The sequence below is a fragment of the Paenibacillus sp. J22R160 genome, from assembly GCF_059692135.1.
On sequence record NZ_JCAUAU010000031.1, the window covers coordinates 1 to 12,828 of the forward strand.

The 12,828-nt window shown below is 45.5% G+C and carries 12 protein-coding genes and 1 pseudogene; 10 read left to right on the forward strand and 3 right to left on the reverse strand.

The window, feature by feature from the left end; genetic code table 11:
- Positions 1-396: 396 nt before the first annotated feature.
- A complete protein-coding gene (locus tag AC58UW_RS31510) occupies positions 397-1,353 on the forward strand; it encodes a D-2-hydroxyacid dehydrogenase family protein (RefSeq protein ID WP_497424460.1) in 957 nt (318 codons plus the stop codon).
- Between the two features lie 110 nt (positions 1,354-1,463).
- Here AC58UW_RS31510 and AC58UW_RS31515 read toward each other — a convergent pair whose 3' ends face one another.
- The gene (locus AC58UW_RS31515; RefSeq protein ID WP_497424461.1) at positions 1,464-1,745 is read right to left on the reverse strand and encodes a hypothetical protein; all 282 of its coding nucleotides are present in this window, start codon (positions 1,743-1,745) and stop codon (positions 1,464-1,466) included.
- A gap of 137 nt (positions 1,746-1,882) precedes the next feature.
- Positions 1,883-2,746, reverse strand: coding sequence for a helix-turn-helix domain-containing protein (locus AC58UW_RS31520; protein ID WP_497424462.1), 864 nt, complete (start codon positions 2,744-2,746; stop codon positions 1,883-1,885).
- 138 nt (positions 2,747-2,884) lie between these two features.
- Here AC58UW_RS31520 and AC58UW_RS31525 point away from each other — a divergent pair, with 138 nt between their 5' ends.
- A complete protein-coding gene (locus AC58UW_RS31525; protein WP_497424463.1) occupies positions 2,885-4,096 on the forward strand; it encodes an MFS transporter in 1,212 nt (403 codons plus the stop codon).
- A 76-nt stretch (positions 4,097-4,172) separates the two neighbouring features.
- Here AC58UW_RS31525 and AC58UW_RS31530 read toward each other — a convergent pair.
- Positions 4,173-4,904: pseudogene (locus AC58UW_RS31530) on the reverse strand (YqjF family protein).
- 162 nt (positions 4,905-5,066) lie between these two features.
- Here AC58UW_RS31530 and AC58UW_RS31535 point away from each other — a divergent pair.
- From AC58UW_RS31535 to AC58UW_RS31570, 8 genes are all read left to right on the forward strand, one after another.
- Positions 5,067-5,270 (forward strand): YwbE family protein, encoded by a 204-nt coding sequence (locus AC58UW_RS31535; protein ID WP_315950154.1) that lies wholly within the window; start codon positions 5,067-5,069, stop codon positions 5,268-5,270.
- 22 nt (positions 5,271-5,292) lie between these two features.
- Entirely contained in the window at positions 5,293-5,547 is a 255-nt protein-coding gene (locus AC58UW_RS31540) for a YolD-like family protein (protein ID WP_497370940.1), read from the forward strand.
- Between the two features lie 100 nt (positions 5,548-5,647).
- Entirely contained in the window at positions 5,648-6,568 is a 921-nt protein-coding gene (locus tag AC58UW_RS31545) for a tyrosine-type recombinase/integrase (protein WP_497424464.1), read from the forward strand.
- Positions 6,569-6,667: 99 nt separating this feature from the next.
- Complete coding sequence (locus tag AC58UW_RS31550) at positions 6,668-7,591, forward strand: S66 peptidase family protein (RefSeq protein WP_497424465.1); 924 nt, start codon at positions 6,668-6,670, stop codon at positions 7,589-7,591.
- Between the two features lie 240 nt (positions 7,592-7,831).
- Positions 7,832-8,635, forward strand: coding sequence for an ABC transporter ATP-binding protein (locus AC58UW_RS31555; RefSeq protein WP_497424466.1), 804 nt, complete (start codon positions 7,832-7,834; stop codon positions 8,633-8,635).
- Positions 8,636-8,748: 113 nt separating this feature from the next.
- Positions 8,749-10,113 carry an aspartate aminotransferase family protein gene (locus AC58UW_RS31560; protein ID WP_497424467.1) on the forward strand — a complete coding sequence of 455 codons (1,365 nt, stop codon included), beginning with the start codon at positions 8,749-8,751 and terminating at the stop codon, positions 10,111-10,113.
- Between the two features lie 18 nt (positions 10,114-10,131).
- Positions 10,132-11,403 (forward strand): M20 family metallo-hydrolase, encoded by a 1,272-nt coding sequence (locus AC58UW_RS31565; protein WP_497424468.1) that lies wholly within the window; start codon positions 10,132-10,134, stop codon positions 11,401-11,403.
- Positions 11,404-11,448: 45 nt separating this feature from the next.
- Entirely contained in the window at positions 11,449-12,813 is a 1,365-nt protein-coding gene (locus tag AC58UW_RS31570) for an NAD(P)-dependent oxidoreductase (RefSeq protein ID WP_497424469.1), read from the forward strand.
- Positions 12,814-12,828 lie beyond the last annotated feature (15 nt).

Sequence of the window (12,828 nt, forward strand, 5' to 3'; positions counted from 1 at the left end):
CGCAAGCGAATCCACGGTGCGATAGGTTACATGTCACCAGCTCGCTTTGCTGCGCAGTTCAAGAACAAAAAAACGGGATAAGAGTGTCCACTTTCTTGACAGAGGTCCAAAGCTCCTGCTAAAGCGACGGTAGTTATATGAAATCTGGTGAATTTGGCTAAATTAGATATAGAAAATCCTGTTAATTACCCAATAGTTGAACAATTGCAGAAAATAGCAGGAGAAATCGGCGTTGCTTATAAGTAATCCACTACCCACTTGGTTAAAGCGTCTCAGCTGAAATAGCTGGAAAAATTTCCGCGTGGCAAGATTCACCGACAGTTTGCAAGGCACTCTCGACAAGAATATACTTAAAATTGGTATACTTACTTGTACGATGAAGGAGGCAATTTCATAATGAAGCTTCGCTGCGCCATATTAGACGATTACCAGAAAGTAGCTTTAACTGCTGCGGATTGGTCACCGATTACGGACCAAGTAGAGGTCAAGAGCATCAATCAGCACATCGATTCATCAGATGAGCTTGTCGAACAAATCGCAGACTGCGAAATTGTCGTGATTATGCGTGAACGGACTCCTATCCGCGCATCTCTGCTTAAGCGGCTTCCCCATTTGAAGCTGCTTGTTACCACAGGTATGCGGAATGCCTCCATCGACTTGGACGCTGCCGCTTCGCAAGGTATTATTGTTTGCGGAACGGGTGGTGCAGGCAACGCAACCGCTGAGCTCACTTGGGCTTTGATTCTAGGGCTCGCGCGCAACATCGTGCAAGAGCACAACGCGATTCGCGGCGGTCAGTGGCAGAGCACGATCGGAACGGATTTGTACGGGAAGACGCTTGGCGTATTGGGCCTTGGCAAGCTTGGCACCAAGATTGCCAAATTTGGCCAAGCGTTCGGCATGGATGTCGTAGCATGGAGCCAGAATTTAACGAAAGAGCAGGCCGACGCAGTTGGCGTGAGATTAGCCAATTCCAAGGAGGAGCTGCTTGAGAATAGCGACTTTGTGTCGATTCATCTTGTCTTAAGCGACAGGACAAGAGGGCTAATTAACGCGGCGGAACTTAAGCGTATGCGTCCCTCGGCTTATCTGATCAATACGTCCCGCGCACCGATCGTAGATCAAGCAGCACTTGCCGAGGCTTTGCAGAACCGCTGGATCGCCGGCGCCGCAGTTGATGTGTTCGAGGTGGAACCGCTGCCGAAAGAGGATAAATTCAGATCGCTTCCGAATCTTCTTACTACACCGCATATCGGCTATGTATCCGAGGCGAATTATCAGGCTTTTTATAGAGACGTAGTTGAAGATATTAAAGCTTATCTATCCGGATCACCGATTCGAACGATTTCCTGATTAATAGAGGGTGAATTGAATAAAAATGAAAAAAGCAGCCATGAAACCATGGCTGCTTTTGGCTCTCTGTATGAGCCATATCATGAGCATTTTTTGAATGCGGTTACAAATTATTTTTTAAAGCTCTCCAAATATTTGAGTGCGACTCCGAGTGCGCCAAGATAATAACCGATTAACAGCAAGAAGCCTGTAGGATCAAGGGCCATCATGTTGGAAAGCATGAATAATGGGAACACGTAGAACAGTAAGTCTTTCAAATAAGAGAGAAATAAAGAACTGGAGAACGAACCTGCTTTAAGAGATTTGTATAAGCTGTATAAGAAGCTTAGGCCCATTAAACCAAGTACTACAAACATTGCGTAGAGCATCCATCCTGTAAGTGCTAGTGTCATTTGGATTCACCTCCCCATTGGGAAGATTTACTACTAATTTATCATATGTAGCTCGATGACAAGTCGTACTAGGACGAAGAACTCATTTTTTTAAAAAAAGCATTAAATGATGACATAATTTATATTATGTAAACTAATTATAGCTGCATATTGTTTCGGTAAATAAGAGGAGACACGCCAACGTATTTTTTGAATAATCGTGAGAAGTAGAAGACGTCTTTAAACCCTAACGAATCGGCCACTTCCTTGACAGAATCCTCCGTATTCAGGAGAATATTTTTCGCTTCAGCTATTTTCAAACGGTTAATATAAGCGTTGAGCGGATAGCCTGTATATTCGCTCACAACTCTACGAAGTGTAGAAATCGAGATGTGATGGCGTTTAGCGATACTTTTTGCATCGAAAGGATGAAAGAGCGAATCTCCGAGATCATCCATAATGTCGATGACCTGCTGCGTTTTCGTCGTTTGGGCCGTAGCTTGCGCTTTCAGCGTAAATTCAAAAAGCAACGTTTCCAGAAGAAGCGCGGCGCGATCAATGTTATCAGGTAATCCGCTCTCCATCAGCATGAAGATGCGATCGATCCGGTTGTGTTGGGTGGCATCCTCATGCCCGACTTGCTTCGCTTCATCGACATTGGTTAGCCAACTGCCAAGCCATTCCTCGATCCGAGTCCCCTCAAAGGTAAAATAATACTCATCCCAATAGCCGCCTTGATCAGGACCGTAGTTATAAACGACACCTGGTCGTAAGAAGAGCAGACTGCCGCTTTCCACGCGTTGCACGGGACCATTATTTGCTTGATAGGACCCATTGCCTCCAGACAAGTAAATAAACGCCCATTTGGAGAAAGAGGCTTGGTGTCGAAATGAGATGCGTCCAGGCAAGTGTCCGACGTTTGAAATAATCAAAGATTGCAGCTTTAGCTTGCTGGAATCGATTGGCAACGTTATGATCCGAAGCGGATAAGGACTGATCATATAGTCCATGAATTTTGGCATTTCGTACATTCCCTCCGTCATATCTCCGTGTTATTGTTGATCTATCATGAAATTAATGTCGTTAACTATACTAATTGTATCTGAATATTTCATCCATGGAAACCATGTTAACGATTTAATTAGAAAGAAGAGAGGACTATGACAACATCGCTTAAACGTTTATTAATGATGAATGTGAGTTCAAGCATTATTTTCAATTACATGGGTATTTTTATTAACCTTTTTATTTGGGAAAAGGATCATCAAATCTTCGATATTGCTTGGTTCAATTTAGTTATGTTCGCGGCTTGGGGGCTTGCTTTTATGTGCGGCTCTAGATTGCTAGCGCAATTCAATATTAGCTCGGTGATGAGGGTTTCTGCGATATGTGCAGGCGTTACCTTTATTTTGCTTTCCTGGGTCCATGTTGAACCCAAATTACTTTATTTATCTGTGATTGCTTTGCCAGTGGGGGTAACGAACGGTTTATATGCATCTGCGCAAAATATCGGAATTTCCTTGTTTGGCAAAGGCGAGGAATTCACGGCGTTCTTCTCGGCTGCGAATGTGTTTGGGCAGTTGATTGCCTTCTTCAATCCGTTGCTATTCGCACTTATTATCAAGTGGATTGGATTTTCCGGATCGTTCCTTATTATGTTTCTCTTTATCGGTCTGATGATTACAATGTCCTTTTATGTGCCTCAAATTTCACTTAAAGACGCGGGAGAGGGAGTCTTCAGCCGGTTTTCCATCCGACAAGTTTTCAATACGCCTCAATTGAAATGGATGATTCCATCCTTAATCGCAGGAGGGTTCTTTATTCAATTCCAGGGGATATTTTCCCTTATTTTTACCTTTTCAGTTACAGGGGATAAGCTCAAAATAGCTCTTCTCCAAATCATGTACACCGCATTCACTGTTGCGTGCTTGTTCGTCTATCAGCGATTTAGCCGTACACGCCGGCTGAATGATTCATGGTGGCTTTCCATCGGAATGATGGCTGCCGCGGTAGGTTTTCTGCTTGCGTTGTTCCCGAAGCCGCCAATCTTAATCTTATCCAATATTTTAACGACAATTGGGCTGTTCTTCTTTTTTACGATTTGGAGCTCGCGTCAATTCAAAGCAACGAATCATTTAAAGCCCGTTCATCAGGCGAGGGTCTTGGTATGGAGGGAGCTTATGTTAGTAGTCTCTCGAATTGTCATGCTGGCGCTTATTTTAGGCATTACTGATTTTAGTGGTATTGTGTTTAAGGCGGTTATGATTTTCAGTTTCACCAGTGCGCTATTGATCCCGTACTTTTCAAGTAAAAGCTCTGGAGTTGCTGTTAGCTCATCTCAATCGGCAAAAGAAGTATGGCCAAATGGTTAAAATAATAGTTAATACTATTAATTATTAATAGTGTAAATTAAAATTTAGAGCCTAGAACAGGCTGCTATCTGCTGTCTTATAGGCGATTGAGCTTTTCAAGTGCCCAGATCTTTACTGTTATTTGTTTGGAAAAATGCAATATAGGGGAATGCTCCGGAAGTTTGATCTCAAAAGAGGCTGGCAGCGTATTGATCTTGATATTAGCCTCGGCCGACTGCAAAGCCCATGGATCATGATCGATCTCCCCCCGGTAGATCCGTCCGCGGCGATCCTGACACTATAGACAATAACGCTCCGTAAGCCAGTACTCTAAAGTTCCAGGTACCGCATGCCGAATGTGGGAGGAGGGGCCGTACTCTGCTGAAAACTCACCTTGCCGAGCGCGTGAATCTTGACGAACACTATGGTAGATCATAGTGTTATTTGTTAATTCTTTAACCTCAATTTGCGTGTAGAAATAGGGGAGATGGAAGAAAGTGCGTGCCGCTTCGACAGCGAATTTGTTATGAGCGTCTAAGCTGAAGAAGTATACACCGGGTTTATCATTAATCGTTACGTAGGTTCGGACATTGATTTCCGGGAATGATGAGAAATAAGGCAATGCAGGAATACCTTTAGGAGTTACGCCTGTCATATGAAAAGGTACGACGCCTACCCAAGCCGTTCCTTCAAAGGTGTCGATTGGCATGGAAGTAGGCACGAGTTCTCTTAAGATTTCGACAGGGATAGGCCGATGAGCGAATAGCAGATCGTTCCATATTTGATGCATGATCCAAGGTCTTGCAGGCAGAGGCCACGAACGGTTCATAGGTGAGGCTCCTTCGTTAGAAGTATTTTATATCCATCATCGTATGAGTTAACTTGGCCGTTGTAAAGGGATTTACTTATGTTCGCACTTCGGGTAGGGAATGAGTGAAATATGTGTTATAATGAAGCACAATCTGGAAAGAAAGCAGGCGACTCGCACAGCATGAATGGGCAAAATCGTAAAGATGTCCTGCCGGGAATCGAAGTGAATATCGTCTTGAAACAAGACCAACGCAGCGGAAAGCTAACACGAGGAATTGTGAAAGACTTATTAACAAATTCACCGACACATCCACATGGGATAAAAGTTAGACTAACTGATGGACAAGTGGGAAGGGTTAAAGAAATTATATCGCCGGCTAGGTGATTAGAACGCAGGGGGAGCGAGAATGGCAAAGGCGAAAGTTGCAAAAAGACCAACGCGCGACGAGTTTGTTTTAGAGGAAATCGGGAATCAACTGTCAGAAGCAAAGATGGAAAATTCAGAGATTGTCCTTACCGTTTGGGGTCGTGTAGAAACAGTACGTGGTCTTATCAAAACGATGGATTCACGAACGGGGCGAGTACATATGGAGACTAGCAACGGAGAATTGGACAAAGTTCCTTTTATGGATATTATGAAAGTGGAATACCCTAGAGATTAATCCTCTTTTCGGCCGAATTAGGCCGCTTTTTTCTGTCGAAAAAATTGCACTAAATCTATATTTAACGCAACTTAGATTCTAACGAACGGAGTGAACGAGGTTGGGACAAGGATTGGAGTATGATGATGACTATTTGGAGCTGTTTGAAACCTGGATGAAGGATCAGGGGTTTACCAAAAGAACGCAGCAAGCTTACTTAGGTGATGTTCGCTTATTTCTTTCGTCGATGGATAAATCTTTATCCAACATTGAGGCGATTGATATTATGCGCTTTTTAACCAAAATGCGTCAGGGAGGGGCAGGCGATGCTGCACGTAATCGATACTTGTCATCGATCCGGACTTTTTTCACAGCATTGATCGAGCTTCAATTGGCGACTAGCAATCCATCTCTCAATATTAAGAAATCGAAGGTAGAGAAGAATCAGATTCCAACATTTCTGAACGAACAGCTTTTGTCCGTTTTTCTGCAATCGATTGAGGGAAAATATCAAATTCGCAATGTAGCCATGTTTCTGTTGATGAGTTACGCAGGTTTGCGGGTAAGTGAGCTGCATCGCTTAAATACATCGGATTTTAACCTGACGACCAAGTCATTGCTGGTATATGGAAAAGGTCGGAAATGGCGCTTAATTCCATTGCCTGATGAATTGGTGAAAGTGCTCAATAAAGCACTGGCAGAGCGGTTGGATTCGCGAAGCAAAGGCGAGCAGCCATTTTTCGTCTCGCAATTTGGGCGACGGATTAGCATTCGGATGATTCAAACGATCGCGGAGAAACATTTTGAAGAACTGAAGAAGCATTATACTGAACTGCAAGGGAAGTCTATTTCCAGCCATAAGCTGCGGCATACATTTGCTACGATGCAAGTAATAGCAGGAACGGATATTCGAACTCTACAGGAATTGTTGGGTCATGCGAGCATACAAACAACTCAGATTTACACGCATGTTGCGGATAAACAAAAGCAAGAGGCCATGAATCGGGTGACAGCGTTCATTCCAGCGGGGATGGGGATATAAATGGATAAACCATGGTTATATTTTTCTCTTTTGGCGCATATAAGGCAACAGAGAGATTAAAACCTATGCAGTTCAAGGGCATTGGTAGGAGGCATCCAAATGGCCATTCAGCCCCCCATTTTACGCGGTGGTGACACCATAGGAATAGTTACGTTAGGCAGTCCACTTGATGCCAGTATCATTGATGCAAGAATAAGTACGCTTGAAGGTATGGGTTTTGAGGTGCTTGTGGGGAAGTATGCGTATTCTTACGATGGCATCGTTGCTTCCTCAGCTGAGCAGCGTGCAGAAGATTTTATGGCAATGATTTCAAATCCTCAGGTCAAAATGATTTTGCCGACCAGGGGAGGTACAGGGGTAAGAGATATTTTACCGTATTTGGACTATCAGCTGATTAACAAACACCCAAAGATTATTACTGGCTACAGCGATATTACCATCTTATTGAATGTACTCAATCAATTTTCAAATTTAATTACGTTCCAAAGCCTTCTTTTAATTGATTTTAGCGCTAGTACACCAACGTATAACTTTGATCAGTTTTTCGCTGCAACGTCGACGTTATCACAAAGTAGAGTCATTCAAAATCCGCCTGGGATGCAGCTGAAAAGTTTAGTTCAGGGCAATGTTCGAGGGCAAATTATCGGAGGAAATCTAACCTCGTTCGTAGGATCCCTGGGGACACCGTATGAAATAAACACAACAGGGAAAATCGTTATTATCGAGGAAACACATGAACCAACGAACACCATTTATCGCTATTTGACGCAATTGATCATGGCTGGTAAGTTCCAACATTGCCAAGGGATTGTTATGGGTCAATGTACGAATTGTTCTGTTTCGTATTCAACGACTTATGAGGAGCTCATTGGCAGTGTCATATATCCGCTTGGCAAACCGCTTATGACGAATTTGAGTACTGCACATGGTTTATATAAAGCGGCAATTCCAATCGGGGCTATGGTAGATCTCAACACATTCGATAACACACTTACAGTGCTTGAACCAACAGTTAAAATGTAGCATGAAAATTTGTTTACATAATATTAATTATGTAATGAATTTGATAACCCTGACTCTACTATGAGACAGGGTTATTTGAATTCATGAGGAGAGACTTTACACTCTGTCACGTTGATCCATTAATTTTGGAACACTTTGTATAATGTAATAAATGCTAGGTGTTATATAATATAACATATACAGTTATTGTAAGTAACACATCTGTAACGCGATGATAAGGGCAAGTTGAGGAGGAGCAGGATGAATTCAGAGCTTTCTCGTCACAAGGTGGAGATATCATTGGATGGCGTATGTAAGGTGTTCGGAAAAAAAGGGAGGCAAGTGACGGTCCTCCAGGACATCACATTCGATGTGCACCAAAATGAATTCATATCCTTGCTTGGCCCGTCGGGCTGTGGCAAATCAACGCTGCTGCGAATCATGGCAGATTTGCTGCAGCCGTCCAGCGGGCAAATTCTGATTGAGAAGGAGCACCCGCGGGAAGTGCGTTTGCGCAGAAAGTTCGGAATTGTGCTGCAGCAACCAACGTTATTTGAGTGGCGTACCGTACAAGAGAATGTTGAGCTTCCGCTCGAGGTATTAGGCCAAAGCCGTTCGGAGTATAGGCATACGGTCGATCAGCTGCTTGAAACGGTTGGTTTAACCAAGTTTAAGGATTATTACCCTTGGCAGCTGAGCGGAGGCATGCAGCAAAGAGTCGCGATTGCGCGTGCTTTATCCTTGGATCCGCCTATTTTATTTATGGATGAACCCTTTTCCGCGCTGGATGATTTTACGAAGGATAAGCTGCAAGTCGAGCTGCTTGCGATTAAGAAAAAAACGAAGAAAACCATCGTTTTTGTTTCTCATAGCGTTTCCGAAGCCGTCTTCCTATCTGATCGAATCATTGTCTTAACGGCCCATCCTGGGCGTATACATTCGATTCATCACGTCAGCCTTGGAGAGGAACGAACCGCACAAACACGGGAATCGGACCCGTTTCATGTGTTATCCGCCGCAATTCGAACCAGCTTATACGAGGGGCAGTCACATAAAGCTGAATGAAATAAACATTTAACATTAGCTTCAAGGGATGTCTCTCTCTTTCTATACATAGAAATAATATAGGAGATTTTTTGCAAGGATTTTGCAAGGATTAAGAGGAGAGGAGGCTGTATATGCAGAGTGATGAATTGAGTGATTTGCCGACCAAGGAGGAGCTGTTAGAGAAAGATCGCAAGTATGTATGGCACCATATGGCTGCACATAACGAGAATCCCATGATACTTGCTTCCGGTGAAGGGAGCTGGGTGACCGATGTGGATGGCAATCGATATTTGGACGGCATGTCCGGGTTATGGTGCGTGAATGTAGGCCATGGACGGAAGGAAATAGCCGAGGCTGCCGCAGCACAAATGATGAAGCTTGCCTATGCCACCATGGTGCAATCTCACATCCCGTCCATCGAGCTTGCAGCGAAAATCAATGAGTGGCTGGATGGTGAATATCGGATTTTTTTCTCTAACTCGGGTTCGGATGCCAATGAAGTAGCTTTCAAAATCGCCAGACAATACTTCCACCAAAATGGAAAGCCCACGAAGCACAAGTTCATTTCTAGGCACCGCGCCTATCACGGGAATTCGATGGGGGCACTAGGGGCAACGGGGCAAGCGCAGCGCAAGCTGAAATATGAACCGCTCGGTGCGGGATTCCAGCATGTTCCGCCTCCTTATTGCTACCGCTGTCCTTTCGGCCAAAAGCAAGGCAGCTGCAGCTTGCAATGCGCTAAGGCCATCGAAGATGTCATCGTGTGGGAAGGTCCAGACTCCGTTGCTGGTGTCATTATGGAGCCGGTCATTACGGGAGGAGGCATGATTGTTCCGCCGGACGAGTATTTGAAGACGGTTCGCCGCATATGTGATAAGTATGACGTTATGCTCATCGTGGATGAAGTGATTTGCGGTTTTGGCCGTTCTGGCGAGAAGTTCGGTCATCTCAATTATGGCGTTAGACCGGACATTGTAACGATGGCCAAAGGCATGACAAGCGCATACTCACCGCTATCGGCCACGGCTGTTTCAGCTGAATTGTATGATTCGTTCAAAAACAACCAAGAACCTACAAGCCATTTGCGCCATATAAACACGTTCGGAGGCAATCCGGTTTCCTGTGTTGTTGCTCTAAAAAATATCGAAATACTAGAAAATGAAAATTTGGTGACACGATCCTCTCGTATCGGTAAAGCTTTTAAAGACGGCTTAAAGCCGCTGCTGAAACATCCACATGTAGGTGAAATTCGGTTTTTTGGTTCGGCGATGGGAATTGAATTAGTTGAAGATGTGCAGACAAAGCAGCCTGCAACAGCGGAGCGCGTGATGAGCATCATTGCTGCTTGTAAGCAAAAAGGGTTGTTGATCGGAAAGAATGGCGATACCGTGCCTGGTTACGCAAACATTCTTACCTTAAGCCCGCCATTCTCTTCGACAGACGAGGATATTGCCTTTATCGTAGACACTTTACTTGCTGTGTTCGATGCCAAATAGGAGAAAGGATGAAGGACATTGTCTACAACCCCTCGGATACAAATCAACACTTCACGCTTACATCAGCATATTCAAGAACTTTCGCAAATTGGAAAAATCGGAGAAACTGGCGTGTGCCGGTTGGCGCTCTCCCAGGAAGATCGTGAAGGCGTGGAGCTCGTGAAACAATGGATGGAGGATGCAGGGATGGAAGCTCACATCGATCCCTTCGCCAATCTCATTGGGAAGTTGAAAGGGCGTAATCCTGATGCTCCAGTGCTCATGCTTGGATCTCACATCGACTCACAGCCCTATGGCGGAAGATTTGATGGCGCAATTGGCGTGCTTGGCGCGATTGAGGTGGTTCAAACTTTAGTGGATGCTGGCCAAACGTTTGAATGCGATATCGAGGTTGTGGCCTTCTGTGACGAGGAAGGATGTCGTTTCAATAAAGGTTTGTTCGGAGTCCGCGGAATGACGGGCAAGCTGGAAGACAATGAGCTCGAGCGAATGGATAAAAGTGGCGTTACACGCCGTGAAGCACTACTACAGTTCGGTTGTGACCCTGCGGATTTCGAAGGTTATGTGTTTGGGCAAGGACGTATCGGTACGTTCCTGGAGCTGCACATCGAACAAGGGCCGATTCTTGAAGCGTTGAATGCACCAATCGGTATCGTCACAGGCATCTCGGGTCCGTTATGGCTCACCGTTGAGATGACCGGTTTTGCCGGTCATGCAGGCTCGGTGCCGATGTCGATGCGCCATGACGCGCTGTTGGGTTGTGCCAAGATTATCGTTGCGCTCAACGAGCTTGTTCAGCAGGTGCCAGATGCCCCGACCGTTGGAACGGTGGGTTCTCTTACTGTTTTTCCGGATTCTCGCAACATCATTCCCGAGAAAGTATCCTTCACGATTGATTTGCGCGATATCGATTTATCCCGCCGCAACGCGCTCGAAACCGAATTGTTGAGTGTGATCGAGAACGTTTCAAGGGAGCATGGGCTTACCTATACGATTCGGGAGGATACGAACAGTGAACCCCGTTATTGCGCCGGTTGGATCATGCAAAGCTTACGTGAAGAAGCAGCTGAGATGGGAATTACTCCGCCGGAGCTCATGAGCGGCCCGTTTCATGATTCGCTAGCGATGTCCCATGTCTGTGATTACGGGATGATTTTCGTTCGATGCTTGGAGGGAATCAGCCATAATCCCAAGGAGTATGCGAGTCCTGAAGATATCACGTTAGGTACTGAGCTTCTGTATCGCACAGCGCGTCGGATTGCTTTAAGGAGTCCAGGATCACAGACTTGATGACGATCATCAGATAGTTAGCCTATACGCGCGGAGGTGTGGCAAATGGGGACATCCTTTATTTCGCTAAATGATTTGAAACGTAATTTCGCCGAAGTCAAAGCGGGCATGAAGCCGAAAGAGGCGATCGAAGAATCGAATCGATGTTTGTATTGTTATGATGCTCCTTGTGTACGCGCCTGTCCGACAGGGATTGAAATTCCATCTTTTATTAAAAAGATCGCCTCCGGCAATCTCAAAGGCTCTGCACGCACCATTATGGAGGCTAATCCGGTAGGTGCCACGTGCTCTAGGGTATGCCCGACGGAGGAGCTTTGCGAAGGGGCTTGCGTACTTAATCATTCGTCCAAGCCTATTCTGATAGGGCAATTGCAGCGCTACGCGACTGACTGGGCGATGAAAAACGAGCAATTATTGTTCAAAGCAGGAGCAAGCATCGGGAAATCTGCTGCAATCATTGGCAGTGGACCAGCAGGCCTTTCGGCAGCCCGAGAGCTTGCCCGATTCGGCTTCCAAGTGACGGTTTTCGAAGCGAAAGACCAAGCAGGAGGGTTAGATACATACGGAATCGTCTCCTTCCGTTTGCCTCAGGAGATTTCGCTCTGGGAAGTAGAGCAGATTCGCCAGCTTGGAGTTGATTTCAGATTGAATACACGGGTTGGCGTGGATATTACGGCTGAGTCGCTGCTGGAAGACTATGACGCTGTTGTACTGGCAGTCGGGATGTCGAAGGTGCCGATGCTTGGTATTGAAGGCGAAGCCTTAACAGGCGTCTTCGATGCCATTGATTTCGTTGAAGCAACGAAATCAGGTGGTGATCCGGATACTAACCTGATCGGGAAGCGAGTAGCCGTCATTGGCGCTGGAAATACAGCGATTGATGCAGCTACTTGTTCGGTAAGGCTTGGCGCAGATCAGGTTCAAATCGTGTACCGGCGGACGCAAGCGGAAATGACGGCGTATGATTTTGAATTTGATTTTGCCAAAATGGATGGCGTTGCATTCAGATGGCTTACGGCACCAAAACGGATCATAGGCGATGCAAATGGCAACGTAACAGCCTTGGAATGCGTACGGATGGAACTGGTGGATGTTGAGGCGGGGCGTAGACGACCGGTCCCAATAGCTGGATCTGAGTTTGTCCTTCCGGTTGACGCGGTGATCAAAGCGATTGGACAAACGCGCCATGAATCCCTAATCGATCAGTTCAAACTAACGCATATCCGAGGGACGGTGACTGTGGATCCAGACACAGGTCAAACTTCGAATCCCAAAATATTTGCGGCAGGTGATGTTATTTTCGGAGAAGGACAAGGAGAGGCGATGGTTGTTTCAGCCGCTCAGCAAGGGAAACAAGCCGCTTACGCTATCTACAAACAAGTGGTTAGAGCTCAGAACGAGTCTGCCTAATGGCTGGTCATTAAT